This window comes from Pseudomonas sp. TCU-HL1 (genome assembly GCF_001708505.1).
Lineage (GTDB): Bacteria > Pseudomonadota > Gammaproteobacteria > Pseudomonadales > Pseudomonadaceae > Metapseudomonas.
Genome location: NZ_CP015992.1, coordinates 31,626 through 56,177, shown reverse-complemented (window position 1 = coordinate 56,177; position 24,552 = coordinate 31,626). Strand labels below are relative to the sequence as shown.

Below are 24,552 nucleotides of genomic sequence, written 5' to 3'. Positions count from 1 at the left end.
ACGGCCTCCGCAGGATCAGCCCTTCGGCGTCACCAGCCCCGGCAATTGTTCCTTGAGTTTCTGGTTGTTCAGCGGCGAACGGATGAAGCCACGCTGGGTGCCGTCCGGGCCGAGGACCACCAGGTTGCCGCTGTGGTCCACGGTGTAGTTTTCCTTGCTGGTGTCGGCCGGGATGAACGGAATGCTCACCGCGTTGGCCAGCTTCTGCAGGGTCGGCAGGTCGCCGGTGATACCGACGAAGCTCGGGTCGAAGTAGCCCAGATACTGCTTGATCTGCTGCGGGGTGTCGCGGTTCGGGTCGACGCTGACGAACACGAAACGCAGGTTGTCCTGTGCCTGCTGCGGCAACAGCCCTTTCAGCTCACGCATCTGCGCCAGGGTGGTGGGACAGATGTCCGGGCAGAAGGTGTAGCCAAAGAACACCAGGCTCCACTTGTCCTTGAGCTGGTCCACCGCCACCCTCTCGCCGTTCTGGTCGATCATTTCCAATGCCGGCAGGGTACGGCTCTGCGGCAGCAGCACGATGCCTGCGTCGAGCAGTTTGGTCGGGTCGGCCTGCCCCTGGCTGATCAGCACGCGGTGCACGGTAAGGCCGAGCACCACGGCGACGGCGGCGACGAGAACGAATACGGTTTTCTGGATTCTGGTCATAGGTTCAGCAACAGGTAGTGGTCCACCAGCAGGGCGATGAACAGCAAGAAGAGGTAGGCGATAGAGTACTTGAAGGTCTTGATCGCCGCGTGCGGTTTGCTGCCACGGTACAGCACCCAGGCCCACTGCAGGAAGCGCGCGCCCAGCGCCACGGCGCAGGCCAGGTAGAGCACGCCGCTCATGTGGATAGCGTAGGGCAGCAGGCTGACGGCGAACATCACCAGGGTGTAGAGCAGGATGTGTACCTTGGTGTAGTGCTCGCCGTGGGTCACCGGCAGCATGGGGATGTCGGCCTTGGCGTACTCCTCCTTACGGTAGATGGCCAGGGCCCAGAAATGCGGCGGGGTCCAGGCGAAGATGATCAGCACCAGCAGCAACGGCTCGGCAGAGAGATGCCCGGTTACGGCAACCCAGCCCAGCAGCGGCGGCGCGGCGCCGGCCAGGCCGCCGATGACGATGTTCTGCGGCGTGGCGCGCTTGAGAAAGCCCGTGTAGAGCACCGCGTAGCCCACCAGCGAGGCCAGGGTCAGCCAGGCGGTCAGCTCGTTGGTGAAGGCCAGCAGCAGGGCTTGGCCGAGCACCGCCAGGACGAAGGCGAAGCCCAGCGCCGCCACCGGCGAGACACGGCCGTTGACCACTGGCCGCTTCAGGGTGCGCGCCATGATCGAGTCGATGCGCCGGTCCACCACATGGTTGACCGCCGCCGCCGCACCGGCACACAGGCCGATGCCGAGGTTGCCGAACAGCAGTACTGTCCAGGGCACCCCGGCGCGAGTGGCGAGGAACATGCCGACCAGGGAAGTGATGAGCATCAGCACCACTACCTTGGGTTTGGTCAGCTCCAGGTAATCGCGCCAGCTGGCGCGGACCTGGCTGTGTCCTTGGCTGAGCAGAGTGGCCATGGCGTGTACTCCTTATTTGCTGTGCGAAGCGATCGCCGTAGGAGCGAGCTCTGCTCGCGAATCCCCGGTAATCCCACGTTCGCGAGCAGAGCTCGCTTCTACAGAAAGGGCTGAAGCGCGCACCCGGTAATTGGTGGTGACCAGCACCAGCAGCAGCAGGGCGCCGCCACCGTTGTGGGCCACCGCCACCGGCAGTGGCAGGTGGAAGATCACGTTGCTGATGCCCAGCCCCACTTGCAGGCACAGGGCCGCCAGCAGCAACCCGGCAAGACGCGGCAGGCCGGCGGAGCGCAACTGCCAGGCGAGGGTCAGCAGCACCAGGGTTACGGCCAGGGCGCCGAGGCGATGGGTCATGTGGATGGCGGTGCGGGCATCGCTGTCGAGCTGGCCACCCAGGTAGTTGGGGCCGATGTGCTGGGTCAGATGGAAGCCGTTGGCGAAGTCCATCGCCGGCCACCACTGCCCGTGGCAGGTGGGCAGGTCGACGCAAGCCACCGCGGCGTAGTTGGAGCTGACCCAGCCGCCGAGAGCGATCTGCCCGATGACCAGCGCCAGCCCCAGCGCGGCCCAGCGTCGCAGCCGAGCGGGCAGCTCCAGGGCAGGGAAGGCATTGGACAGGCGCAAGCAAAGCAGCAGTAGCAGAGACAGGGTAGTGAATCCTCCCAACAGGTGCGCGGTGACCACCTGCGGCCAGAGCTGCAGGGTCACCGTCCACATGCCGAATGCCGCCTGGGCGATGACGACGCCCACCAGCAGCAGCGGCAGCTTCAGCGGTTGGCCGTCACGTCCGCGCAGGCGCACGGCATGGATGGCCAGGCCGAGTATCACCAGGCCGAGGGACCCGGCGAAGTAGCGGTGGACCATCTCGTTCCAGCCTTTCTCGGCTTCCACGGGTGCATGGGGGAAATTGGCTTCGGCATGGGCCAGCTGGGCGTCGGACTGCGGCACGCTGATGAAGCCGTAGCAGCCGGGCCAGTCCGGGCAACCGAGGCCGGCATGGGTAAGGCGGGTATAGGCGCCCAGCAGCACCACCACCACCGCCAGCAGCGTGGCGAACAGCGCGAGGCGAAATCCAGGCCGGTTCTTGTACGTGTCCACAGCAGCCGCTCCTCACCTTTCCGGAGAAAGGGGTCGTTCAACCGATATTGGAAAGCTTCAGCAGATGACGCAGATCATTGAGGATCTGCTTGCCACGGGTGCTGCCGTCGTAGCGCAGGACGAGGTTGCCGTGGGGGTCGACGATCCACAGCTGCGCCCCGCCGAGATTCTCGGTGGCTTTGCCATAGGCAGCCGCATCCAGATCGTAGCGTTTGAGCTGCGGGTACTCCTGCTTGAGCTTGTCGGCGTAGTCCGCCGGCACCTCAGTAACGGCCAGTGCGTGGCTGGCGCGGGAAGCATCGCGGCCAAGGCCGGTGTGGATCTGCCGTGCCACGTAGACCAGTTCCTGGCAATCGGCGTTGCAGCCGGACGGCGCGGTGACCAGCAATTGCCAGGTTTCCTGCGGGGCTGCGCCCAGAACGCCGAGGTCGACGCTGGTTTGTCCGTTGCCCAGCAAGGCACCGTGGTAGCTGCGCCCTTCCGGCACCCAGAAGCTGAATTTGTACATGGCCGTGGCGAGCATCATCGGGCCGATCACCACCATCAGGATCAGCAGCAGCTGGATGCGTCCGCGGCGGCGCGGCGGCGCGTTCTCAGGCATGGCGAGTGCTGGGTTCATGGTTGTTCTCCCGTCCTTTGTGCAATCCGAAATAAATGAACAGGCCGAGCAGGGCTGCCGCCAGGGCGAACCACTGCACGGCGTAGCCGAGGTGTTTCTCCGGTCCCATGGCGACCACCGGCCAGTCGGTGCGGTAGGCCGCCGGGCCCTCCTCCAGGCGCAGCTCCAGCGGCAGTCCATCGCGCCCCAGGTGCTGCCAGAGGGCGGCGGCATCCACCTGGTTGATCAGTTGCGGCCAGCCGCTCGTTTCCAGGTGTTTGAGTTCGAAGGCCGCACCCGGCGGCACATAGGCCCAGGCAACGATCGTCTGCTCGCCATCCGGGGTGTTGAAGGCGGGCGCCACACGGCGATCCGGCCAGGGCAGCCAGCCGCGATTGACCAGCAGCCACTGGCCGCTGGAACTGTTCTGGAAGGGTTGCAGCAACTCGACTCCGGCCTTGCCGTCACGGATGCGACTGTCCAGCAGCAGGCTGTGCGCGGCGTCGAAATGGCCGTGCAGGCGAACGCGCAGGTAGGCGGGGTCGGCGCTGGCGAGAAGATTATCGATAGCGATCGGGGCGGAGATGCGGCGCGCCTCGGCGGCAGCCAGCAGCTGGCGTTTTTCATCCGCACGGGACAGCTGCCAGAAGCCCAGGCCGATGAGCACCGGCAATAGCGCGAGCACCACCAGAGTGGGCGCCAGGCCGGGCCGGAAGGCGCTCATGGGCGCCGGCCGTGAGGCTGAACAGGGCTGGCTATACTGCACAACATCCCCCTTCCCCCGGAGTCACGCATGCTCAAGGCCGCGATCGTCCTCATGTTGCTTGCCACGGTGGTCAGCCTGTTCAGCGGCCTTTTCTTCCTGGTCAAGGACGAAGGTCGCAGCTCCCGCGTGGTCAATGCGCTAACGGTTCGTGTGATCCTGGCCGCCCTGACCCTGGCGCTCATCGCCTGGGGGTTCTACAGCGGCCAATTCGTTTCTCATGTCACTTGGTAACCCGGAAGCCCCCGCTTCCAGAGCCTGTTTCGGCCACCACCCTCACAGCACGTAGACGAAGGTGAACAGGCCAATCCAGACCACGTCCACGAAGTGCCAGTACCAAGCCGCCGCCTCGAAGCCGAAGTGATGCTCGCTGTCGAAGTGGCCACGCAGGATGCGCACCAGCATCACCGTCAGGATCAGCGCCCCCAGGGTCACGTGGGCCCCGTGAAAGCCGGTGAGCATGAAGAAGGTGGCGCCGTAGATGCCCGAGCCGAGCGTCAGCCCGAGTTCCTTATAGGCGTGGATGTACTCCTCGGCCTGGAAACCCAGGAAGGTCGCACCCAGCAGGATGGTCAGCGCCAGCCACGCCTTGAGCGGGCCGCGCTTGTTCTTGCGCAGGGCATGGTGGGCGAAGGTCACGGTGAAGCTGGACGTCACCAGCAGGATGGTGTTGATCAGGGGCAGGTGCCAGGGATCGATGATCGCCTTGGGCGGCGGGAACAGCTTGGAGTCTGGGTTGTTCAGCAGCGGCCAGGTGTACTCGAAGCCAGGCCAGAGCATGTTGGCGACGCCCTTGTCACCCTCGCCGCCGAGCCAGGGGCCGGCGAAGTGGCGCACATAGAAGAGGGCGCCGAAGAAGGCCGCGAAGAACATCACCTCGGAGAAGATGAACCAGCTCATGCCCCAGCGGAAGGAGCGGTCCATCTGCGGGCTGTAGAGGCCGCCGCGGCTTTCGCGGATCACGTTGCCAAACCAGCCGAACAGCATGTAGGCCAGTATCAGGCCGCCGACGAAGAAGATGATCGGCCCGTTGGACTCGGGACGAGCCGCCTTGAGGTCATTGAACCAGGTGCCCACGCCATAGACCGTGGTCAGCAGGCCGAGGGTGGCGATGATCGGCCACTTGCTCTGGGCGGGGACGTAATACTGCTCGTGACTTGCCATTGTTGTTGTTCTCCTTATCGGCCCGTCAGCCGCCATTCCTGGCAACGGGTGGCTTGCGGGCGGTGATATCGAACAGCGTGTAAGCGAGTGTCAGGTGATGCACGTCGGCCGGCAGGTCACGGTCGACGATGAAGCGCACCGGCATTTCGATGCGCTGGCCGGGCTGCAGGACCTGTTGGGTGAAGCAGAAGCATTCGGTCTTGTGGAAGAAGGCCGCCGCCTTGGACGGCGCCACGCTGGGAATGGCTTGCGCCGTCATCGGTTTGTCGGTGGGGTTGTAGGCAACGAACAGCATCTCGTTGCTGGCCCCCGGGTGCACCACCAGGTCGTCCGCCTTGGGGCGGAACTCCCAGCTCATACCTGCCGCGTTGGTGGCGAGGAACTGCACCCGCACCTGGCGCTGCTGGTCTTCGGTCTGGGCGCCTTCGTAGGCCGACCCGGTGGTCTTGCCGTTGATACCGAAGGCCTGGCACATCACGTCGTAGATCGGCACCAGGGCAAAACCGAAGCCGAACATCGCCACCACCAACACCAGCAGGCGCAAGATCAGACGGCGAGTGCTCATTTCTCCGCTCATTTCACTTCACGTCCGGCGGTGTGGAGAAGGTGTGGTAGGGCGCCGGCGAAGGCACGGTCCACTCCAGGCCCTCGGCGCCGTCCCAGGGCTTGGCCGGGGCTTTCTTGCCGCCGCGGATGCACTTGATGACGATGAACAGGAAGAGGAACTGCGTGGCGCCGAAGCTGAAGGCACCGATGGACGAGATCATGTTGAAGTCGGCGAACTGCAGGTTGTAGTCCGGAATCCGCCGTGGCATGCCCGCCAGCCCCACGAAGTGCATGGGGAAGAAAGCCATGTTCATGCCGACGAAGCTCAGCCAGAAGTGCAGTTTGCCAAGGGTCTCGTCGTACATGTAGCCGGTCCACTTCGGCAGCCAGTAGTAGGCCGAGGCGAAGATGCCGAAGATGGCGCCAGGCACCAGTACGTAGTGGAAGTGCGCCACCACGAAGTAGGTGTCGTGGTACTGGAAGTCCGCCGGGGCGATGGCCAGCATCAGCCCGGAGAAACCGCCGATGGTGAAGAGGATGACGAAGGCCACGGCGAACAGCATCGGCGTCTCGAACGTCAGCGAGCCTTCCCACATGGTGCTCACCCAGTTGAACACCTTCACCCCGGTAGGGACGGCGATCAGCATGGTGGCGAACATGAAGAACAGCTCACCGGTCAGCGGGATGCCCACGGTGAACATGTGGTGCGCCCAGACGATGAAGGACAGGAAGGCGATGGATGCAGTGGCGTAGACCATCGAGGTGTAGCCGAACAGCGGCTTGCGCGAGAAGGCCGGGATGATCGAGCTGACCGCACCGAAGGCGGGCAGGATCATGATGTACACCTCGGGGTGGCCGAAGAACCAGAACACATGCTGGAACAGCACCGGGTCGCCACCGCCGGCGGCACTGAAGAAGCTGGTGCCGAAGTGAATGTCCATCAGCATCATGGTCACGCAGCCGGCCAGCACCGGCATCACCGCGATCAGCAGGAAGGCGGTGATCAGCCAGGTCCAGACGAACAGCGGCATCTTCATCAGGGTCATGCCCGGGGCACGCAGGTTGAGGATGGTGGAGATCACGTTGATCGCGCCCATGATCGAACTGATGCCCATCAGGTGGATGGCGAAGATGAAGAAGGTGACGCTCTCCGGTGCATAGGTGGTGGACAGCGGCGCATAGAAGGTCCAGCCGAAGTTGGGCCCTCCGCTGGCGGTGAACAAGGTGCTGACCAGCAGGCCGAAGGCGGCTGGCAGCAGCCAGAAGCTGAAGTTGTTCATCCGCGGCAGCGCCATGTCCGGCGCGCCGATCATCAGCGGGATCATCCAGTTGGCAAGGCCGACGAACGCCGGCATCACCGCGCCGAAGACCATGATCAGGCCATGCATGGTGGTCATCTGGTTGAAGAACTCCGGCTGCACGATCTGCAGGCCCGGCTGGAACAGCTCGGCGCGGATCACCATGGCCATCGAACCGCCCAGCAGGAACGCGGCGAAGCTGAACCACAGGTACATCGTGCCGATGTCCTTGTGGTTGGTGGTCAGCACCCAGCGCATCAGGCCCTTGGCCGGACCGTGGTGGTGATCATGCCCGGCATGATCGTGGTCGATCACTGCACTCATGTCAGTCTCCATATAGGCCGGTATCTTCTTCATTGGCTTTGTGCCTGTTTCAGCGCCAGCACTTCCTTCGGCGTCACCATGTCGCCGGTGTTATTGCCCCAGGCGTTGCGCTCGTAGGTGATGACCGCGGCGATATCGACCTCGGACAGTTGCTTGCCGAAGGCCGCCATCGAGGTGCCAGGCTTGCCATGGAAGACGATGTCGAGGTGGGACGCCTTCGGACCGGTGGCGATCTTCGAGCCCTTGAGTGCCGGGAACATGGGCGGCATACCCTGGCCTTCAGGCTGGTGACAGGCGGCGCAGGTGGTGTGGTAGACCTTGTCGCCGCGCGCTATCAGCTCCTCGCGCGTCCATTCCTTGTCGGTCAGCTCCTTGAGCTTGGCGGTTTCTTCCTTGCGCGCGGCCAGCCACTTGGCGAAGTCCTCCTGGGACTTGGCCTCGACCACGATGGGCATGAAGCCGTGGTCCTTGCCGCACAGCTCGGTGCACTGGCCCCGGTAGATACCGGGCTTCTCGATGCGGCTCCAGGATTCGTTGACGAAGCCGGGAATGGCGTCCTTCTTCACCGCCAGCGCCGGCACCCACCAGGAGTGGATCACGTCGGCGGCAGTGATCAGGAAGCGCACCTTGGTGCCCACCGGCACCACCAGCGGCTGGTCGACTTCGAGCAGGTAGTGCTCATCCTTCGGCGCCTTGTTGTGGATCTGCTCGGCAGGCGTGGCCAGGTTGCTGAAGAACTCAACGTCCTGGCCCAGGTACTTGTAGTGCCATTTCCACTGGTAGCCGGTGACCTGCACATCCAGTCCGGATTCGGAGGTGTCGTAGATGTCGATCAGCGTCTTGGTCGCCGGCACCGCCATCAGCACGAGGATGACGAAGGGCACGACGGTCCAGAGAATTTCCACTGTGGTGCTTTCGTGGAAATGCGCCGGCTGCTGGCCGGTGGAGCGGCGGTGGATGATCATCGACCAGAACATGGCACCAAAGACCAGTACGCCGATGACGACGCAGATCCAGAAGATGGTCATGTGCAGATCGAAAACGGTGCGGCTGACCTCGGTGGCCCCGGGCGCCATGTTGACTGTCCAGGCAGCCTCCGCCTGGCTGAGAACAGACAGCAGCAGGAGTCCCATCCAGACTCGTGGATGTCGCATCATTGCGGGTTCCCCTTCTCGTTCTTGTTATCCCGCCGGCTGGGCCAACGGCTTGGGGGCGGCTGTCCGGACTACCAAACTCAGACCGCCGACCTCGGCACGCAGGTGCACAGTCGGGTTCCATCAGGTAATGCCTTTCGAGTCGGAGTATAGACAGGGACTTCCGGCGCGCAACGCAACCGAAGAAATGGCTGAAAGCGCGCAAGCCCTGTCCTAAAGGCCACGGCTGGTGTGGACTTGAAGTAGGTGGCAAAGTGCTTTTATAGCGTGCCCGAATAACTGTGAAGCGGTTATGACAATCCGGTCTTAGCAGATTCTCAGGGCGAGCTAAGGTCTCTTCTTCACCTCGCAATCCCCCACACCGCCATGTCCTTTTCAGGAGCAGTCATGAACACCGCCGCACTGCGCGACGTTATCCAGCGCGCCCTCCAGAACGAAGCCGCCTCCACCCAACTGACCGGGATACTGGAAGCCCAGGTCGCCAACCTGCACCCCGCGATTCGCCTGCCCGCAGAAGATGCCCAGCATGTGCTCGCCCGCTTCATCGCCGCGTATGTCGAACAAGTGCCGGACGTGCTGGATGCCGCCGCCAATGTCGCCCGCGAAGCCGGCATCGAACCGCGTATCAAGCCGGTGCTGGAGGTGGCCGAGCAGTTCTTCCTGCAGCCGCCGGCGCTGATGGCCGGCCACGAGGGCCTGGAAGGCCTGCTGGACGAAGCCTATCTGGCCCACCGCCTGGTGGAGGAAGTCAATGACCGCTACATCGTGCATTTCGGCCAGCCGCTGATTCCGCTGGATACCACGGTAGCCAACCTGATCGCCCACCAGTTGATCGGCGAACCCTTCGCCAACCAGCTGGATGAAGCCGTGCATCACGCCGTCGACGGCCTGCTCGACGAAGAGGTATTCAGCCTGCCCTCAGCCCAGGCCTATCGCCAGCAACTGCACGACCCCAAGGTGGAAGAGGCCTGGAAACGCTGGCCGTGCCTGTCCGAGCAACTGGGCGTCGGCCTGGAGCTCAACCCGGACGAGCGCGCGGCGAGCTGAGCGAGCGCTGCGAAGTAACGATCCATTCTGACTTGAGTTCACCGGGCCCAGCTGTAGGGTGCGCCATGTGCACCGATTCCCGGGGTAGCTCTGGAGCCTCGACAAACACCCGGTGCGCGCGGCGCACCCTACTGGATCGGTTTCATCCTGCTATTGCAGTGACTCACGACCACGCCCCCGAGGCGTGGTTTCCCAGATTCAAATGAAAAGGGGCTGCATCAGCAGCCCCTTTTTCATCACTCCGACAGGTAGCGCGGCCGTGGCGTGGCCATCGGCAGCGGACCGTCGCCGATCACGCGGAAGCGGCCCTGTTCGGCGTCGTAGGCCTTGATTACCGAGGTCTCGATGTCATAGACCCAGCCATGGATGAACAACTGGCCGCTGGCCAGGCGCGCCGCCACCGAGGGGTGGGTGCGCAGGTGGTCGAGCTGGGCTACCACGTTCTCTTCGGTTAGCACTTCCAGGGACTCGTGACTGGCGCAGCCGCAGTTCTCCTGCACCACCACCTTGGCCACCTCGGCGTGGCGCAGCCAGGCCTTGACGGTGGGCATGCGCTCCAGGGTCTGCGGGTCCATCACCGCCTTCATGGCGCCGCAGTCGGAGTGGCCGCAGATGATGATGTGGTGTACGCCGAGAGCCATTACCGCGAACTCGATTGCGGTGGAGACACCGCCGTTCATCTGTCCATAGGGTGGCACCACATTGCCGACGTTACGGGTCACGAACAGGTCGCCTGGGGAGCTCTGGGTGATCAGTTCGGGAACGATCCGCGAATCGGCACAGGTGATGAACATGGCGCGGGGTTTCTGCTCATGGGCGAGCTTCTTGAACAGTTCTTCCTGTTGCGGGAACACCTCGTCGCGGAACCGCTGGAAGCCCTCGACTATGTTCCGCAGGGCCTCTTCCGCACTTTCACCACGCTGCTTGTCGTGCTCGTTGCTCATGCTGCCAACCTCGATCATCGTAGGAATTGTCTTTTATGCCGCCCATTATCCACTGATTGCCGGCATGTGGATTCCTACAGGACAGTCGTTACAGGCCTCCGAGTCACACCTTAAAGTAACGCCATTTGTCCGCCGGGCGGACAGAAGCGTGAACAGTCCAGCTCGTAACCGCGCCTGCGGTTGAGCCCCAGCCTGCGAAGGGCCACGGCGAAACGCTGGGCCAGCAGCTCGGCGAAAGGACCCTCGCCCTTGAAACGGTGGCCGAAACGGCTGTCGTAGACTTCCCCGCCGCGGCACTGACGGATGATGCTCATCACATGGGCGGCGCGCTGCGGGTAGTGCATCTGGAGCCACTCCTCGAACAGCGGCCCCACTTCGCGGGGCAGACGCAGCAGCATGTAGTTCGCCTGCCGCGCCCCGGCGTCGCGCGCCGCTTCCAGCAGGCTCTCCAGCTCCATGTCGTTGATCATCGGGATCATCGGTGAACAGAGCACCCCCACAGGAATGCGGTTTCCGCTCAATACGCGGATGGCCCGCAAGCGTGCCGAAGGGGCCGCGGCGCGGGGCTCGAGGGTGCGCTTCAACTCGTCGTCGAGGGTAGTGAGGCTGATCATCACCGCCACCAGGTTCTGCTCCGCCAGTTCGGTGAGCAAGTCGAGGTCACGCAGCACCAGCGAGCCCTTGGTGACGATGGTCACTGGGTGGCGATAGCGCAGCAGCACTTCGAGGGTTTGCCGAGTGAGGCGGTGTTCACGCTCGATGGGCTGATAGGGGTCGGTATTGGAACCGAGGTTGATCGGTGCGCACTGGTAACCGGGCTTCGACAACTGCTGCTCCAGCAAGGCCACGGCATTGGTCTTGGCGATCAGCCGCGTCTCGAAATCCAGGCCGGGCGACAGGTCCCAGTAGGCATGGCTGGGCCGCGCGTAGCAGTAGATGCAACCGTGTTCGCAGCCACGATAGGGGTTCACCGAGCGGTCGAAGGGCAGGTCCGGCGACTGGTTGCGGGTGATGATGCTCTTGGCGGTTTCCAACCGCACATCGGTGGCACGGCTGGGCGGGACTTCCTGGAACCAGCCGTCATCCAGCGCCACCGAGGTGGTGGGTGCGAAACGGTTGAACGGGTTGCTGGCGGCTCCGCGGCCACGGGGCGGAAGGGGCGCAGACATGGGATGAGCTCCGCATTAACTGGATACTCATACAGTATACGCAGCTTTTTCCTACGCCTGGCCAGTTTCTGTCGGGTGGCGGATCAAACGGAGTGCTTGTGTAGGTTGGGCCGAGTTCCGCGAGGCCCAACGCGCGATGCCGAGTCCGTGAACGTTGGGCTTCGCTGCGCTCAGCACCAACCTAAGCGTGCAACGTGGAGACTCAGGCGAGGCGGACGCCACCCGCCGCCACATCGCCACAGACCAGATGCCAAATGAGCGCTCCTTGGCTTCACGTCATTCGTTGGGTTTCTTCAGCTTCGGATTGGGGAAAAACTGCACCCCCTGCACCTTGGGATCGGCCGCCTTGGGCTTGGCCTGGTTGACCCGCGTGCCGAGCTCCCTGGGCACCGACTGGCCCTGGGCGTTGAGGGTGTCGGCGTAGCCGCAGGCCACGCACTGGCGGTGCGGCACGCCGTCCTCGTCCCACATCTGGATCTTGTCCATTTCGCTGCACGCCGGGCACACGGCACCGGCGATGAAGCGTTTCGGTGTCGCCGTCATGCTGCGTGCTCCGACAGGCCGCTGTGACGCAGCAGGGCGTCGATGGAGGGCTCGCGGCCGCGGAAATCGACGAACAGCACCATCGGCTCCTGGGAGCCGCCACGGGCCAGGATCGCATCACGGAAGGCGCGGCCGGTGGCCGGGTTGAGCACACCTTCTTCCTCGAAGCGGGAGAAGGCGTCGGCGGACAGGACTTCCGCCCACTTGTAGCTGTAATAACCGGCCGCGTAACCGCCGGCAAAGATGTGCGCGAAGCTGTTGGCGAAGCGGTTGAACGCTGGCGGACGCATCACGGCCACTTCGGAACGGATCGCTTCCAGCACATCGAGCACGCTGCGGCCGTCGCCGTGGGTGGCGTGGAGCTCGAAGTCGAACAGGGAGAACTCCAGCTGGCGGACCATCATCAGGCCGGACTGGAAGTTCTTCGCGGCCAGCATCTTGTCCAGCAAGTCCTGGGGCAGCGGCTCGCCGGACTGGTAATGGCCGGAGATCAGCGCCAGGCCTTCCGGCTCCCAGCACCAGTTCTCCATGAACTGGCTGGGCAGCTCCACGGCGTCCCAGGCCACGCCGTTGATACCGGACGCGCCGACATGCTCGACGCGGGTCAGCAGGTGGTGCAGGCCATGGCCGAACTCGTGGAAGAGGGTGGTGACTTCGTCGTGGGTCAGCAGGGCCGGCTTGTCACCCACCGCCGGGGTGAAATTGCAGACCAGGTTGGCGACCGGCGCGATCATATCGCCACCGATATTGCGGCGTTTGTCACGGGCGCCGTCCATCCAGGCGCCGCCGCGTTTGTTGGCGCGGGCGTAGAGGTCGAAGAAGAAGCGGCCGACGTGCTGGCCGTTCTCGCTGATCTCGAACAGGCGCACGTCCGGGTGCCAGGTGTCGAAGCCGGACAGCTCCTTGATCTCGATGCCGTAGAGCTTCTGCACGATGGCAAAGAGGCCGGACAGCACCTTGTCGATGGGGAAGTAGGCGCGCAGGGTTTCCTGGGAAATGCTGTAGCGCTGCTCACGCAGCTTCTCGCTGAAGTAGCCCACGTCCCAGCTCTGCAGGTCGGCCACGCCGCGCTCGGCGGCGAAGGCCTTGAGTTCTTCCAGGTCCTTGGCGGCAAAGGGCTTGCTGCGCTGGGCCAGGTCACGGAGGAAGCCGAGCACCTGCGGCGTGGACTCGGCCATCTTGGTGGCGAGGCTCAGGTCTGAGAAATGGGCGAAGCCCAGAAGCCGGGCCAGTTCCTGGCGCAGGCCGAGGATCTCGGACATCACCGGACCGTTGTCATTCTGCCCAGCGTTGGGCCCCTGGTCGGACGCGCGGGTGCTGTAGGCCGTGTAGACCTCTTCACGCAGGGCGCGGTCGTCGGCGTAAGTCATCACCGCGTAGTAGCTGGGGAACTCCAGGGTGATCAGCCAGCCGTCCTGGCCCTTGGCCTCGGCGGCCTGCTTCATCTGCGCCTTGGCCGAGTCGGTGAGCCCGGCGAGCGCGGCTTCGTCGTGGATTTCCTTGGTCCAGGCCTGGGTGGCATCCAGCAGTTGGTTGGAGAAGCGGCTGCCCAGCTCGGACAGCTTCATCTGGATTTCGCCATAGCGCTGCTGCTCATCAGCCGGAAGGTCGATACCGGACAGGCGGAAGTCGCGCAGCGCGTGGTCGAGAATGGTCTTCTGCGCCACGTCGTAACCAGCGGCCTCGGGGCTGGCGGACAGGGCCTCGTACGCCTGGAACAGGGCGCGGTTCTGGCCCATCTCGGTCCAGTACTCGGACAGCTTGGGCAGGCAGGCCTCGTAGGCGTTGCGCAGTTCGGCGTTGTTGCACACGGCGTTCAGGTGGCTCACCGGGCTCCAGGCGCGGCCCAGGCGATCGCCCAGTTCATCCAGTGCCAGTACCAGGCCCTGCCAGGTCGGGGTGCCGTCCTGGCGAGCCAGCAGCTCGGCAATGGCAGCGCGGTTGCCTTCGAGAATCTGGTCGACGGCCGGTTCGACATGTTCCGGACGAATGGTGGAGTAGGGCGGCAGGTCGAAGTCTTGCAGGAGAGGATTGCTCAGCGTCACGGCATTCACCTGTATCGGAAAGGGGCGCGGGCTGCACGAGGAGACAAGACACAGCCCGGATGACGGCCATCTTAATTACAATCGCCGCCTGACGCAGCCTCAGGAATCACTATGAACCCGATCAGAACCTACCAGGGCACCACCCCGCAGCTTGGCGAGCGGGCCTTCGTCGACGCGTCCGCCGTGGTCATCGGCGACGTACGCCTGGGCGACGACAGCTCGGTCTGGCCGCTGGTGACCATCCGTGGCGACATGCACCGCATCCGCATCGGCGCGCGTACCAGCGTGCAGGACGGCAGCGTGCTGCACATCACCCACGCCGGCCCCTTCAACCCGGACGGTTACCCGCTGGAAATCGGCGACGACGTGACCATCGGCCACAAGGCGTTGCTGCACGGCTGCAGCGTGGGTAGCCGGGTGCTGATCGGCATGGGCAGCATCGTCATGGACGGCGCGGTGATCGAGAACGACGTGGTGCTCGGCGCCGGCAGCCTGGTGCCACCCGGCAAGCGCCTGGAGAGCGGTTACCTCTACGTCGGCAGCCCGGTGAAGCAGGCCCGGCCGCTGACCGAGAAGGAAAAGGCCTTCTTCACCTACAGCGCGGCGAACTACGTGAAGCTGAAGGACCTGCATATCGCCGAAGGCTTCGGGATCTGACTCGATGCACTACCAGAACCTCCTCTTCGACCTCGACGGCACCCTCACCGACCCGCGCGAGGGCATCACCCGCTCGGTGCAGTACGCGCTCGCCAAGCTCGACATCCACGAACCGGACCTGGCGAAGCTGGAGCATTTCATCGGCCCGCCGCTGCTGCAGTGCTTCATGCAGACCTACAGCCTCTCCGAGGAACGCGCCTGGGAGGCGGTGAACCACTACCGCGACCGCTTCAAGGTCACCGGGCTCTATGAGAACCATCTGTTCGACGGTATCGAAACGCTGCTTGGACGCCTGCGCGAACAGGGCCGCACCCTGTTCATCGCCACCAGCAAGCCGACGGTGTTCGCCCGTGAGATCGCCCGGCATTTCGGCTTCGACCGCCACTTCAAGCACATCTACGGCAGCGAGCTCGACGGCACCCGTACCAATAAGGTGGAGCTGATCGCCCACCTGCTGCAGGAAGAAGGCCTGGACCGCGCCGAGACGCTGATGATCGGCGACCGCAAGCACGACCTGATCGGCGCCAACCGCAATGGCCTGCACGGGGCGGGGGTGGGTTACGGTTTTGGCAGCAGGGAAGAATTGATGGGCGAGGCGCCGGCCTACTACTTCGCCAGCCTCGACGAGTTGAGCCGGGCGTTTGGGTGAGCCTGAGTCTCGTTTGTGGGAGCGATTTCAATCGCGATGCAGGTCGAAGACCTGCCCAGCCGAGTTCCCAGGAGGGGCCACTGCGCCGCCTTTCGCGAATGAATTCGCTTCTACAAAGGAACGCCGTCCGGGCGATCAATCCCCATTGCGCTGGTAGATGATCTTCTTGGTGCCGTTTTCGCAAGTCCCGACCACCATGTTCTGGTCCTTCACTTCGGCGTTGGGGACTATCTCCAGGGTGTAGCTGGTCACCCCGGCGGCCTGGATCTTCACTTCGATTTCCTGCTTCAACTCCTCGCAGGGCTTGGGTGCCGCCATGGCAGTGCCCGCAAGTACGCTCAGCATCAGGACTACAGCAACTCTATTCATCGCCTGCTCCATTTCCTTGGTGTCCTGCCCGTTTGACTGATGACCAGCCAGGCAAGTTCTAGCGGTTCGCCATCAGGCTTTCCAGTGCCCGCGTGCGTTCGTCCAACGTCAGCTCACCCAGCGCACCCGCACGCCGGTAGAACGTCGTCCAGTCCCCACCCGCCTCGCGGAACAGCGCAGCGAAGGCCGGTACCCATTGATCGTAGAGGCCAAAGGGCAGCAGCTTGGCGTTGTTCATGGGGCCTTCAACCCAGGCGTCATAACGGCTGAAACCACCCCACTCGCGATCACGCAGCGCGCGGTAGTCCTGGCGCATGCCCTCGAACGTTTCAGCTTTGGCCTGGCGCATCCGCTCGGGTGGCAAGCCGCTGGCATAGAGCCGCTCCAGCCGTTCGCGGGTATCCAGCACCAGGAGGGTGAGGGCGTCGCGGCGTTCGGACGCCTTATCGCCCCGGGTCGACAGGCCCCGGTCGGCACGCCATTGGTTCAAGCCTTCGCGCTCGACGAAACTGGCGAAGGATTCATTGAACGCGGTGTCACCCGGCACGTACAGCTGCTGGTGGGCCAGCTCATGGAAGATCAGCGCGGCAAGGCGGTCGTCGTCCCAGCGCAACATGGTGTTGAGCAGCGGATCATCGAACCAGCCCAGCGTAGAATAGGCCTCGACGCCGCCCACCCAGGTATCCAGCCCCTGCTGCTTGAGCAATGCCGCCGCGCCCCGCGCCCGACCCAGCTGGTAGTAGCCGCGGTAGGCAACGCAGCCGGCAATGGGAAAGCAATGGTTCTGCGGTTGCAGCGAAAACTCCGCCGTGGCGAACAGGTTCCAGACCACGTAAGGCCGCTGGATATCGGCGTAGACCCGGTAGCTGCCGTTGTCCGGCAGCCCAAGCCTGGCACTGGCGAATGCCCGCGCCTGCTGGCTCAGTGCCAGGCGCTGGCGCAGTTGCTGCGGCTGGTTCGCGTCGTCGATCAGGGCTTGGACCGGCTGGCGGGCGCGCAGCAGGTCAAACTGCCCGCGGGCCAACTGTCCGTAGTAGTCCAGGCTGGAACAACCGCTCAGCAGCAAGCCGCCCAGCAGGGGAACCCAAGGGCGGCGGATGCGGTCAAGCAGTTCGATAAGAAGGGTGGTCGGCATGCCGCGACACTAGCGCATTGGAACCACCCGCTGCCATCGACCTGTCGGAGCCTTCCATGCGCCTTCTGCTGCTTTCCCTGTCGTTGCTGACCCTCGGTGGCTGCGCCCTGCTGATGCCCAGCCCTGATCCCAACCAGGCCTGGATCGACTTCAGGCAGCAGGATGGTCAGGCCCTTCACGCCAGCCGCGTGGACGACAAGGCGCAGACGAACTTGCGCTACCTCCAGGTTCCCCCGGGCCGACATGAGCTGGAGGTACGACTGGAGTTCGAGGTGAATGGACAGGACATTGGCCAGGGTACGTCCAGCTACCGTCGCACCTGCCTGCTGAAACTGGCTTACGGGGACTTCGCCGCTGGCGAGCGCTACCGGCTGGAAGCCGGCGGCATTGGCTTCCGCCCCTGGGCGCGGCTGTACGACGAGCGCGATCGTGAGGTAGCCAAGGCACGGGAAAGCCGCTGCGGTGATGTCTGAAAACTCCGACTACGGCGTATGCTGGATGCACTTGTCTGCCGAGGAGCACCACCATGCGCACGCCGTTGGCCCTGATGCTGCTGGCCAGCCTCACCGCCTGCGCCAGCAAATTACCCGATCCCGATCCACGGTTGGCCTGGATCGACATCGCCCCCGAGCCCAGCGATACACTCATGGCCAACCGCCTGGACGACAAGCGCTGGGATGACGGCCGCTACTACCAGGTGATGCCCGGCAAGCACGAGCTGGAGTTGCGCTATCAATTCGAGGTGGGTGGCGCCGGTGGCGGATTCGGCATGAATGCCGAACCCTCTCGCATCACCTGCTACATGGAGCTGCACTACGACAGGTTCGAAGCCGGTAAACGCTACCGGGTGGAAGCCCGCAACGCCGCCAACCAGCCAATGGCCTGGCTGTACGACGAACACCGCAATGTGCTGGCGCGCCACGAGATATTCCCACGCTGCGGTCCCTTCTAGGCAGAAGTGCGATCCACCTTGGCGATGCCGCGTTTTAGAGCGGCATCGCCCACTTACCTCAATCCCGCAGGCTTGCCAGGATGTCGAACGCCCGCAGCCGATGTTCATGCTGGTAAAGGTCGCAGGTGAAGATCAGTTCATCGGCGTCGGTCTGATCCAGTAGCACCTGCAGGCGCGCACGGATCTTCTCCGGTCCGCCGACCATGGCCATCGCCAGGAAACTCCCCACCGCCTCCTTCTCATGGGGCAGCCAACGGCCCGCCATGCTTTCCACCGGCGGCCGCAGCACCAGGCTTTCGCCACGCATCAGCGCAAGCACTCGCTGGTAAACGGTGGTGGCCAGGAATTCCGCCTCTTCGTCGGTAGGCGCGGCCACCAGCGGCACGCCGAGCATCACGTAGGGTTTGTCGAGCACCGCCGAGGGGCGGAAATGGTTGCGGTAGACGCGAATCGCCTCGTGCATGTAGCGCGGGGCGAAGTGCGAAGCAAAGGCATAGGGCAGACCTTTCTGGCCGGCGAGCTGGGCGCTGAACAGGCTGGACCCGAGCAGCCAGATGGGCACGTTGGTGTCCACCCCCGGCATGGCAATCACCTTCTGGTCCGGCTGGCGCGGGCCGAGGAGCATTTCCAGCTCTTCGACGTCCTGCGGGAAATCGTCGGCGCTGCCCATTCGGTCACGGCGCAGGGCACGGGCAGTGAGGTGATCGGCACCCGGCGCGCGCCCCAGCCCCAGTTCGATGCGACCCGGATAGAGGCTGGCCAGGGTGCCGAACTGCTCGGCGATCACCAGCGGCGCGTGGTTGGGCAGCATTATGCCGCCCGAGCCCAGGCGAATGTTGGCGGTGCCGCCAGCGAGGTAGCCGAGCAGGACGGCGGTGGCCGAACTGGCGATGCCGTCCATGTTGTGGTGCTCGGCCACCCAGAAGCGCGAAAAGCCCAGCCGTTCGACGTGACGGGCCAGCGCCAGGGAATTGTGCAGGGCCTGGGTCGCACCGCCATGGTCGCGGATCGGCGCCAGATCGAGGACGGAAAGGGGGAGCGTGGAAAGGGCAGACATGGGCAAGACCTTGGCAGGGGACAGGTACGAAACCTAATCCGAGTGAATCAGTAGGTCTTACTCTAGGGATTGGCGCCGAAGGCCGCTAGAAGGCACTTTTCGGTAACCAGGGCACCAGAAGGTAAGGATTGGGCCGGCAGGGGCGCCGGCCCGAAGGTGCAGCGCGATCAATTGCGCTGGTAGACGATCTCCTTGCTGCCCCCGTCGCAGGTACCGACCACCTGCTTGCCGGCGGCGCTGCCCTTGTCGACGATTTCCAGGCTGTAGGAGGCAACGCCTTTGGCCTTGAGCTTGGCGTCGATCTCGCCTTTGAGCTCCTCGCAGGGTTTCACGGCGGCGAAGGCCGAGCCGGTCAGGGCGAACAGGCCAAGGCCCAACAGCAGTTTCTTCATGGGTAACGCTCCCTCGTGATGGATGATGGGCTCGCACGAGCCATCCGCTCCCGCCGGGTTCCAAAGGCCAGGGGCGGACGGTCAGAGCCTAACCGAATTCCGTCGAGCGGGGCGTGCGTCGCCTCGCTCTCGCGGGTGGAAGCCGGCGAAAGTGTCAGCTGTCGCTGATCCGGAAGCCGAGCTTCAGGGTGACCTGGTAGTGACCGACCCGGCCGTTCTCGATATGTCCACGGGTCTCCACGACCTCGAACCATTCCATGTTGCGAATCGTCCTCGACGCCTCGATGAGGGCGTTGTTGATTGCCTCATCAATGCTGGTGCGGGAGGAACCGATGATCTCGATCTTCTTGTAGGTGTGGTGATCAGACATGGCGCATCTCCTGTGGCAGGCGCGAGTGGGCTCCCCAGCAAGGCTAGCCAAGAATGCCGCTATCGGCCTGCCAGTTCCTCGCGCAGCCACTGCGCCAGGCGCTCGGCACGGCGATCCCACTGGCGCGACGGCACCCAGAGCGCCAGCCGTGCCGGCGTTTCGACGAAACCCCAGGGCGCCACCAGGCGACCGGAAGCGAGTTCGTCGGCGACCAGTTGCTGTGGCGCGATCGCCACGCCGAGCCCGGCCACGGCCGCTTCCAGCAGGTAGTAGAGGTGCTCGAAGCCCTGGCCAAGCCGCAGCCGACCGACATCCAATCCCTGGGCCGTGGCCCACTGCGGCCAGGCCTGGGGTCGCGAAACCGTGTGCAGCAGCGTTTCGTCCAGCAATGCCCCCGGCGTGGTGCTGGCGAGCGCATCGTGCCTGGCGTAACGGGGGCTCAGCACCGGGCCGATGGACTCACCTGCCAACTCGAACACCCGCATATCCGCCGGCCAGGGTGGCTCGGCGAAGCAGAGGGTGGCGTCGACACCGGGACGGCGCGGGTCCAGCTCGCCTTCGCTGGCCGACAATTGCAGCCGCAACTCGGGGAGCGCGCGATTGAGCCGGTCCAGGCGTGGGATGAACCATCGCGCCAACAGGCTGCCCGGGCAGCCGAGGACAAAAGGTGCGTCTTCACTGCGTTTCTGCAGGTCGGCACAAACTCCGCGCAGGCGCTCGAAGGCGTCGCCGGTCGCGTCACGCAGGCGCTGGCCGGCATCCGTGAGTTTTACGCCACGGCCATCCTTGCTGAACAGGGCAATACCCAGTTCCTCTTCAAGCATCCGCACCTGGCGGCTCACTGCACCGTGGGTAACATGCAGTTCTTCGGCTGCGCGACTGATGCTCTGCAAGCGGGCGGCCGCTTCGAAGGCGCGCAGGGCGTTCAGCGGGGGCAGATCTCGGCTCATGGCGACATGTGAGTTTTGCTGACAGATTAACGCAATCTAATCACTTTTCCGCTGCCCGGCCAGCGGTAGAATGGCCGACATCACCCACTTCTCCCTCACCCCCGGCCCCTCTCCCGGAGGGAGAGGGGAGCAAGAGCAGGAGCACACCATGACTTCATTGCGCAACGGTCCGGACGCCAAGGGCCTGTTCGGCGCCTTCGGCGGCCAGTATGTCGCCGAAACCCTGATGCCGCTGATCCACGACCTGGCCCGCGAATACGAAAAGGCCAAGGATGATCCGGAATTCCAGAAAGAGCTGGCCTACTTCCAGCGCGACTACGTGGGTCGCCCGAGCCCGCTCTATTTCGCCGAGCGCCTGACCGAGCACTGCGGCGGCGCGAAGATCTACCTCAAGCGCGAAGAGCTGAACCACACCGGCGCGCACAAGATCAACAACTGCATCGGCCAGATCCTCCTGGCCAAGCGCATGGGCAAGCAGCGCATCATCGCCGAGACCGGCGCCGGCATGCACGGCGTGGCCACCGCCACCGTGGCCGCACGCTTCGGCCTGCAGTGCGTGATCTACATGGGCACCACCGACATCGACCGCCAGCAGGCCAACGTCTTCCGCATGAAACTGCTGGGCGCCGAAGTGATCCCGGTCACCGCCGGCACCGGCACCCTGAAGGACGCGATGAACGAAGCCCTGCGTGACTGGGTGACCAACGTCGACAGCACCTTCTACCTGATCGGCACCGTCGCCGGTCCGCACCCCTACCCGGCCATGGTCCGCGACTTCCAGGCCGTGATCGGCAAGGAAACCCGTGAGCAACTGGCCGAGAAGGAAGGCCGCCTGCCCGACAGCCTGGTCGCCTGCATCGGCGGCGGCTCCAATGCCATGGGCCTGTTCCACCCCTTCCTCGATGACCAGAGCGTGGCGATCGTCGGCGTCGAAGCCGCCGGCCACGGCATCGAGACCGGCAAGCACGCGGCCAGCCTGAACGGCGGCGTACCGGGTGTGCTGCACGGCAACCGTACCTTCCTGCTGCAGGACGAGGACGGCCAGATCATCGACGCCCACTCGATTTCCGCCGGCCTGGACTACCCCGGCATCGGCCCGGAACACGCCTGGCTGCACGACATCGGCCGCGTCGAGTACACCTCGATCACCGATGACGAAGCCCTGGCAGCCTTCCACACCTGCTGCCGCCTGGAAGGCATCATCCCGGCCCTGGAAAGCTCCCACGCCCTGGCTGAAGTGTTCAAGCGCGCCCCCTCGCTGCCGAAGAATCACATCATGGTGGTCAACCTCTCCGGCCGTGGCGACAAGGACATGCAGACCGTAATGCACCACATGCAACAGGAGCAGAAAGCATGAACCGCCTGCAAACTCGCTTCGTCGAACTGAAAGAACAGAACCGCGCCGCCCTGGTGACTTTCGTGACCGCCGGCGACCCGGGCTATGACGCCTCCCTGGCCATCCTCAAGGGCCTGCCGGACGCCGGTGCCGACGTCATCGAACTGGGCATGCCCTTCACCGACCCGATGGCCGACGGTCCCTCCATCCAGCTCGCCAACATCCGCGCTCTGGGCGCCAGGCAGAACCTGGCCAAAACCCTGCAGATGGTTCGCGAATTTCGCGCCGGCAACCAGACCACCCCGCTGGTGCTGATGGGTTACTTCAACCCCATCCACTACTACGGCGTGGACCGCTTCATCAGCGACGCCAAGGAAGCCGGCGTGGATGGCCTGATCGTGGTCGACCTGCCGCCGGAACATAACGAAGACCTCTGCCACCCGGCCCAGGCCGCGGGCATCGACTTCATCCGCCTGACCACCCCGACCACCGACGACGCACGCCTGCCAACCGTGCTGGATGGCAGCTCCGGCTTCGTCTACTACGTCTCCGTAGCCGGCGTGACCGGCGCAGGCTCCGCCACCCTGGAGCACGTACAGGAAGCGGTCGCCCGCCTGCGCCGCCACACCGACCTGCCGGTGGCCATCGGTTTCGGTATCCGTACCGCTGAACACGCCGCCAACATCGCCCGGCTGGCCGATGGCGTGGTGGTGGGTTCCGCCCTGGTGGACCAGATCGCCAAGGCCGAAACCCCGGAACAAGCCGTGGACGGCGTCCTCAGCCTCTGCAAGACCCTCGCCGCAGGCGTGCGCGGCGCTCGCGCCTGACGTCCAGCCGGCAATGAAACAGCCGCTGCTCCCAGAGGGGTGCAGCGGCTTTTTTCATGACCGATTTCCCTCCGGTAGGATGGGTAGAGCCTGCGAAACCCATCGAACTCCGTGGCATTCCAGCATGGGTTTCGCTCCGCTCTACCCATCCTACGTCCTGTGGGTTCGAATTCATTCGAACCCACAGTCGATTTATCGACGCTTCAGAACTCGTATTCGATCTCGCCGTCTTCCAGATCGCTCAAATCCAGCGGTCGCATCGTACCCATCCACATGGGGTAATCGCGGTGGTCGCGCAGGTCACTGCCGGTGATGGGGTGAATCAGCACGGTGAGGCCGTCGCGGTGCAGCGCCAGCCAGGGGATGAGTTCTCCGAACAGTTCGGGCTTGAAGGCCAGTTGGCAGCTCCAGTCCGGGTGTGGGCCAACGGGCCTTTCATGGACGCGACCCATCTTCAGCGGAAAGCAGCGTGCCGCCTCCTCGCAGAGCGCTCGGGCCTGGTCGATGCTGTCGGCGTCGAAGTAGACGTGGGCATGGAAGCCCTTGATCCGGGGGGTGGGCGTCTGGGTCATATGGCGATTCCTTCCCGATGCTTGATGAGCTGGGCCTGGCGAGATTCGTCACCCAACTCTTGTTGCAGCCAGTCGACGAAACACTTCATCAGCCGCGCGCGGCGTTTGCGTTCCGGCTGTACCAGGTAATAACCGAAGTCCGAACTGACGCGAGTGTCCAGCAGCGGTGCCAGCAAGCCCTGCTCGATCAGGTCGTCCACCAGGTAGCGCCAGCCGATGGCCACGCCCTGCCCGGCGATGGCCGCCTGTATCAGCAGGGTGTAATTGTCGAAGCGCAGCATCCCCGATGTCGGCGGCTGGACGATCCCCAGTTCGCGGAACAGTGCGCTCCAGTCGAACCAGCGGGTACGCACTTCAGGCTTTAGGTGCAGCAGCGGCAGGTCCGCCAGGGCGGTGACCGGTAACGGCCATTCACGGCCAGCCAGCAATCGCGGACTGCAGATGGGGAAGACTTCCTCGCGAAACAGCAGCAGGGCCTCGCCGTGCTTGAAGCGGCCATCGCCGAAGGCAATCGCGATATCCACCTCCGAGCGCAGCATGTTCATGGTGCGGTCGCTGGTGACGATGCTGACATCGATCTCCGGGTTCGCTTCATGGAAGCGGTGCAGGCGCGGCATCAGCCAATAGGCGGCGAAGGCGAAGTCAGTAGCCACCTGCAGCACCTCGTGCTGCGACCGCGAGCCGATAGCCTCGAGGCCCGCGCCGATCGCCTGCAGGCCTTCCTGCACATGGAGAAACAACAGGCGGCCACTGTCGGTCAGTTCGATACCCCGATAGACGCGGTCGAACAGGCGCGTCGCCAATTGCTTTTCCAGGCGCTGGATCTGCTGGCTCACGGCGGGCTGGGTCGTGCCCAGTTCCACCGCGGCGGCGGTGAAGCTCAAGTGGCGAGCGGCGGACTCGAATACCCGCAGCAGGTCCAGGGACAGCTCAGTCTGTAGTTCTGCCATAACGAATGCTTATCCGAGTCATGTTCCGCCGTGCGGTTTACCGGGACATCTGCTGACGCAATGATCGTTGCCAGCACTTTCGCATAATTC

The 24,552-nt window shown here is 64.3% G+C and carries 29 protein-coding genes; 8 read left to right on the top strand and 21 right to left on the bottom strand.

Annotated features, from left to right (window positions below; genetic code table 11):
- Positions 1–15: 15 nt before the first annotated feature.
- From THL1_RS00295 to THL1_RS00275, 5 genes are read right to left on the bottom strand one after another with little or no spacing between them, the layout of a single operon-like run.
- A complete protein-coding gene (locus THL1_RS00295; RefSeq protein WP_069081406.1) occupies positions 16–651 on the bottom strand; it encodes an SCO family protein in 636 nt (211 codons plus the stop codon).
- Positions 648–1,553, bottom strand: a complete 906-nt coding sequence (cyoE, locus tag THL1_RS00290; RefSeq protein WP_069081405.1) for a heme o synthase — start codon at positions 1,551–1,553, stop codon at positions 648–650. The genes THL1_RS00295 and cyoE overlap by 4 nt, the downstream gene beginning before the upstream one ends.
- A gap of 12 nt (positions 1,554–1,565) precedes the next feature.
- Positions 1,566–2,651 (bottom strand): COX15/CtaA family protein, encoded by a 1,086-nt coding sequence (locus tag THL1_RS00285; protein ID WP_069081404.1) that lies wholly within the window; start codon positions 2,649–2,651, stop codon positions 1,566–1,568.
- A 37-nt stretch (positions 2,652–2,688) separates the two neighbouring features.
- Positions 2,689–3,270 (bottom strand): hypothetical protein, encoded by a 582-nt coding sequence (locus tag THL1_RS00280; RefSeq protein WP_069081403.1) that lies wholly within the window; start codon positions 3,268–3,270, stop codon positions 2,689–2,691.
- A complete protein-coding gene (locus THL1_RS00275; RefSeq protein WP_069081402.1) occupies positions 3,245–3,973 on the bottom strand; it encodes an SURF1 family protein in 729 nt (242 codons plus the stop codon). The genes THL1_RS00280 and THL1_RS00275 overlap by 26 nt, the downstream gene beginning before the upstream one ends.
- Positions 3,974–4,042: 69 nt before the next feature.
- Between THL1_RS00275 and THL1_RS00270 the strand changes: the two genes are divergently transcribed.
- Positions 4,043–4,246 carry a twin transmembrane helix small protein gene (locus THL1_RS00270; protein ID WP_069081401.1) on the top strand — a complete coding sequence of 68 codons (204 nt, stop codon included), beginning with the start codon at positions 4,043–4,045 and terminating at the stop codon, positions 4,244–4,246.
- A 42-nt stretch (positions 4,247–4,288) separates the two neighbouring features.
- Here the strand turns inward: THL1_RS00270 and THL1_RS00265 are convergent, their stop codons facing one another.
- The 4 genes from THL1_RS00265 to coxB are packed head-to-tail and all read right to left on the bottom strand — an operon-like array spanning position 4,289 to position 8,501.
- A complete protein-coding gene (locus tag THL1_RS00265; RefSeq protein WP_069081400.1) occupies positions 4,289–5,176 on the bottom strand; it encodes a cytochrome c oxidase subunit 3 in 888 nt (295 codons plus the stop codon).
- 25 nt (positions 5,177–5,201) lie between these two features.
- On the bottom strand, positions 5,202–5,753 hold the full coding sequence (locus THL1_RS00260; protein WP_069081399.1) for a cytochrome c oxidase assembly protein: 552 nt from the start codon (positions 5,751–5,753) through the stop codon (positions 5,202–5,204).
- Between the two features lies 1 nt (position 5,754).
- Positions 5,755–7,344, bottom strand: a complete 1,590-nt coding sequence (gene ctaD, locus THL1_RS00255; RefSeq protein ID WP_069086370.1) for a cytochrome c oxidase subunit I — start codon at positions 7,342–7,344, stop codon at positions 5,755–5,757.
- Between the two features lie 29 nt (positions 7,345–7,373).
- Positions 7,374–8,501: a cytochrome c oxidase subunit II gene (gene coxB, locus THL1_RS00250; protein WP_145928240.1), complete on the bottom strand. Its 1,128-nt coding sequence runs from the start codon at positions 8,499–8,501 to the stop codon at positions 7,374–7,376.
- A 384-nt stretch (positions 8,502–8,885) separates the two neighbouring features.
- Between coxB and THL1_RS00245 the strand changes: the two genes are divergently transcribed.
- A complete protein-coding gene (locus THL1_RS00245) occupies positions 8,886–9,545 on the top strand; it encodes a hypothetical protein (RefSeq protein ID WP_069081397.1) in 660 nt (219 codons plus the stop codon).
- Positions 9,546–9,781: 236 nt separating this feature from the next.
- Here THL1_RS00245 and THL1_RS00240 read toward each other — a convergent pair whose 3' ends face one another.
- The 4 genes from THL1_RS00240 to prlC form a co-directional block, all read right to left on the bottom strand.
- Entirely contained in the window at positions 9,782–10,489 is a 708-nt protein-coding gene (locus THL1_RS00240; protein ID WP_069086369.1) for a carbonic anhydrase, read from the bottom strand.
- 110 nt (positions 10,490–10,599) lie between these two features.
- On the bottom strand, positions 10,600–11,658 hold the full coding sequence (locus THL1_RS00235) for a PA0069 family radical SAM protein (RefSeq protein ID WP_069081396.1): 1,059 nt from the start codon (positions 11,656–11,658) through the stop codon (positions 10,600–10,602).
- Between the two features lie 276 nt (positions 11,659–11,934).
- Positions 11,935–12,201, bottom strand: coding sequence for a YheV family putative zinc ribbon protein (locus THL1_RS00230; RefSeq protein WP_069081395.1), 267 nt, complete (start codon positions 12,199–12,201; stop codon positions 11,935–11,937).
- Complete coding sequence (gene prlC / locus THL1_RS00225) at positions 12,198–14,246, bottom strand: oligopeptidase A (protein WP_069081394.1); 2,049 nt, start codon at positions 14,244–14,246, stop codon at positions 12,198–12,200. Before prlC ends, THL1_RS00230 begins: the two co-directional genes overlap by 4 nt.
- 111 nt (positions 14,247–14,357) lie before the next feature.
- On the opposite strand from prlC, the gene THL1_RS00220 reads away from it, so the two are divergent.
- Complete coding sequence (locus tag THL1_RS00220) at positions 14,358–14,903, top strand: gamma carbonic anhydrase family protein (protein WP_069081393.1); 546 nt, start codon at positions 14,358–14,360, stop codon at positions 14,901–14,903.
- Between the two features lie 4 nt (positions 14,904–14,907).
- Positions 14,908–15,552 carry an HAD family hydrolase gene (locus THL1_RS00215; RefSeq protein WP_069081392.1) on the top strand — a complete coding sequence of 215 codons (645 nt, stop codon included), beginning with the start codon at positions 14,908–14,910 and terminating at the stop codon, positions 15,550–15,552.
- 135 nt (positions 15,553–15,687) lie between these two features.
- On the opposite strand, the gene THL1_RS00210 is transcribed toward THL1_RS00215, so the two are convergent.
- A complete protein-coding gene (locus THL1_RS00210; protein WP_069081391.1) occupies positions 15,688–15,921 on the bottom strand; it encodes a DUF1161 domain-containing protein in 234 nt (77 codons plus the stop codon).
- 58 nt (positions 15,922–15,979) lie between these two features.
- Positions 15,980–17,056, bottom strand: a complete 1,077-nt coding sequence (locus tag THL1_RS00205) for an aminopeptidase (protein WP_069081390.1) — start codon at positions 17,054–17,056, stop codon at positions 15,980–15,982.
- Between the two features lie 56 nt (positions 17,057–17,112).
- Between THL1_RS00205 and THL1_RS00200 the strand changes: the two genes are divergently transcribed.
- Both THL1_RS00200 and THL1_RS00195 read left to right on the top strand, forming a co-directional pair.
- A complete protein-coding gene (locus THL1_RS00200; RefSeq protein WP_069081389.1) occupies positions 17,113–17,529 on the top strand; it encodes a hypothetical protein in 417 nt (138 codons plus the stop codon).
- A gap of 53 nt (positions 17,530–17,582) precedes the next feature.
- The gene (locus THL1_RS00195) at positions 17,583–18,008 is read left to right on the top strand and encodes a hypothetical protein (protein WP_069081388.1); all 426 of its coding nucleotides are present in this window, start codon (positions 17,583–17,585) and stop codon (positions 18,006–18,008) included.
- Between the two features lie 58 nt (positions 18,009–18,066).
- On the opposite strand, the gene THL1_RS00190 is transcribed toward THL1_RS00195, so the two are convergent.
- The 4 genes from THL1_RS00190 to THL1_RS00175 all read right to left on the bottom strand — a co-directional run bounded on the left by THL1_RS00190 (position 18,067) and on the right by THL1_RS00175 (position 20,777).
- A complete protein-coding gene (locus THL1_RS00190) occupies positions 18,067–19,065 on the bottom strand; it encodes an LLM class flavin-dependent oxidoreductase (RefSeq protein ID WP_069081387.1) in 999 nt (332 codons plus the stop codon).
- A 167-nt stretch (positions 19,066–19,232) separates the two neighbouring features.
- A complete protein-coding gene (locus tag THL1_RS00185) occupies positions 19,233–19,457 on the bottom strand; it encodes a DUF1161 domain-containing protein (protein WP_069081386.1) in 225 nt (74 codons plus the stop codon).
- Between the two features lie 154 nt (positions 19,458–19,611).
- Positions 19,612–19,827: a dodecin gene (locus THL1_RS00180; RefSeq protein ID WP_069081385.1), complete on the bottom strand. Its 216-nt coding sequence runs from the start codon at positions 19,825–19,827 to the stop codon at positions 19,612–19,614.
- 59 nt (positions 19,828–19,886) lie between these two features.
- Positions 19,887–20,777, bottom strand: a complete 891-nt coding sequence (locus THL1_RS00175) for a LysR family transcriptional regulator (protein ID WP_069081384.1) — start codon at positions 20,775–20,777, stop codon at positions 19,887–19,889.
- 148 nt (positions 20,778–20,925) lie between these two features.
- Between THL1_RS00175 and trpB the strand changes: the two genes are divergently transcribed.
- Together trpB and trpA are read left to right on the top strand one after the other, a co-directional pair.
- Positions 20,926–22,134 (top strand): tryptophan synthase subunit beta, encoded by a 1,209-nt coding sequence (gene trpB / locus THL1_RS00170; protein ID WP_069081383.1) that lies wholly within the window; start codon positions 20,926–20,928, stop codon positions 22,132–22,134.
- Entirely contained in the window at positions 22,131–22,940 is an 810-nt protein-coding gene (gene trpA / locus THL1_RS00165; RefSeq protein ID WP_069081382.1) for a tryptophan synthase subunit alpha, read from the top strand. The genes trpB and trpA overlap by 4 nt, the downstream gene beginning before the upstream one ends.
- 203 nt (positions 22,941–23,143) lie before the next feature.
- Here the strand turns inward: trpA and THL1_RS00160 are convergent, their stop codons facing one another.
- A complete protein-coding gene (locus THL1_RS00160; protein WP_069081381.1) occupies positions 23,144–23,512 on the bottom strand; it encodes a DOPA 4,5-dioxygenase family protein in 369 nt (122 codons plus the stop codon).
- Positions 23,509–24,462, bottom strand: a complete 954-nt coding sequence (locus THL1_RS00155; RefSeq protein WP_069081380.1) for a choline sulfate utilization transcriptional regulator — start codon at positions 24,460–24,462, stop codon at positions 23,509–23,511. The genes THL1_RS00160 and THL1_RS00155 overlap by 4 nt, the downstream gene beginning before the upstream one ends.
- Positions 24,463–24,552 lie beyond the last annotated feature (90 nt).

Bases quoted from the DNA above. Each gene is read 5' to 3' on its own strand.
- THL1_RS00295 (WP_069081406.1), bottom strand. From the start codon at position 651: ATGACCAGAATCCAGAAAACCGTATTCGTTCTCGTCGCCGCCGTCGCC.
- cyoE (WP_069081405.1), bottom strand. From the start codon at position 1,553: ATGGCCACTCTGCTCAGCCAAGGACACAGCCAGGTCCGCGCCAGCTGG.
- THL1_RS00280 (WP_069081403.1), bottom strand. From the start codon at position 3,270: ATGAACCCAGCACTCGCCATGCCTGAGAACGCGCCGCCGCGCCGCCGC.
- THL1_RS00275 (WP_069081402.1), bottom strand. From the start codon at position 3,973: ATGAGCGCCTTCCGGCCCGGCCTGGCGCCCACTCTGGTGGTGCTCGCG.
- THL1_RS00270 (WP_069081401.1), top strand. From the start codon at position 4,043: ATGCTCAAGGCCGCGATCGTCCTCATGTTGCTTGCCACGGTGGTCAGC.
- THL1_RS00265 (WP_069081400.1), bottom strand. From the start codon at position 5,176: ATGGCAAGTCACGAGCAGTATTACGTCCCCGCCCAGAGCAAGTGGCCG.
- THL1_RS00260 (WP_069081399.1), bottom strand. From the start codon at position 5,753: ATGAGCGGAGAAATGAGCACTCGCCGTCTGATCTTGCGCCTGCTGGTG.
- ctaD (WP_069086370.1), bottom strand. From the start codon at position 7,344: ATGAGTGCAGTGATCGACCACGATCATGCCGGGCATGATCACCACCAC.
- coxB (WP_145928240.1), bottom strand. From the start codon at position 8,501: ATGATGCGACATCCACGAGTCTGGATGGGACTCCTGCTGCTGTCTGTT.
- THL1_RS00245 (WP_069081397.1), top strand. From the start codon at position 8,886: ATGAACACCGCCGCACTGCGCGACGTTATCCAGCGCGCCCTCCAGAAC.
- THL1_RS00240 (WP_069086369.1), bottom strand. From the start codon at position 10,489: ATGAGCAACGAGCACGACAAGCAGCGTGGTGAAAGTGCGGAAGAGGCC.
- THL1_RS00235 (WP_069081396.1), bottom strand. From the start codon at position 11,658: ATGTCTGCGCCCCTTCCGCCCCGTGGCCGCGGAGCCGCCAGCAACCCG.
- THL1_RS00230 (WP_069081395.1), bottom strand. From the start codon at position 12,201: ATGACGGCGACACCGAAACGCTTCATCGCCGGTGCCGTGTGCCCGGCG.
- THL1_RS00220 (WP_069081393.1), top strand. From the start codon at position 14,358: ATGAACCCGATCAGAACCTACCAGGGCACCACCCCGCAGCTTGGCGAG.
- THL1_RS00215 (WP_069081392.1), top strand. From the start codon at position 14,908: ATGCACTACCAGAACCTCCTCTTCGACCTCGACGGCACCCTCACCGAC.
- THL1_RS00210 (WP_069081391.1), bottom strand. From the start codon at position 15,921: ATGAATAGAGTTGCTGTAGTCCTGATGCTGAGCGTACTTGCGGGCACT.
- THL1_RS00205 (WP_069081390.1), bottom strand. From the start codon at position 17,056: ATGCCGACCACCCTTCTTATCGAACTGCTTGACCGCATCCGCCGCCCT.
- THL1_RS00200 (WP_069081389.1), top strand. From the start codon at position 17,113: ATGCGCCTTCTGCTGCTTTCCCTGTCGTTGCTGACCCTCGGTGGCTGC.
- THL1_RS00195 (WP_069081388.1), top strand. From the start codon at position 17,583: ATGCGCACGCCGTTGGCCCTGATGCTGCTGGCCAGCCTCACCGCCTGC.
- THL1_RS00190 (WP_069081387.1), bottom strand. From the start codon at position 19,065: ATGTCTGCCCTTTCCACGCTCCCCCTTTCCGTCCTCGATCTGGCGCCG.
- THL1_RS00185 (WP_069081386.1), bottom strand. From the start codon at position 19,457: ATGAAGAAACTGCTGTTGGGCCTTGGCCTGTTCGCCCTGACCGGCTCG.
- THL1_RS00180 (WP_069081385.1), bottom strand. From the start codon at position 19,827: ATGTCTGATCACCACACCTACAAGAAGATCGAGATCATCGGTTCCTCC.
- THL1_RS00175 (WP_069081384.1), bottom strand. From the start codon at position 20,777: ATGAGCCGAGATCTGCCCCCGCTGAACGCCCTGCGCGCCTTCGAAGCG.
- trpB (WP_069081383.1), top strand. From the start codon at position 20,926: ATGACTTCATTGCGCAACGGTCCGGACGCCAAGGGCCTGTTCGGCGCC.
- trpA (WP_069081382.1), top strand. From the start codon at position 22,131: ATGAACCGCCTGCAAACTCGCTTCGTCGAACTGAAAGAACAGAACCGC.
- THL1_RS00160 (WP_069081381.1), bottom strand. From the start codon at position 23,512: ATGACCCAGACGCCCACCCCCCGGATCAAGGGCTTCCATGCCCACGTC.
- THL1_RS00155 (WP_069081380.1), bottom strand. From the start codon at position 24,462: ATGGCAGAACTACAGACTGAGCTGTCCCTGGACCTGCTGCGGGTATTC.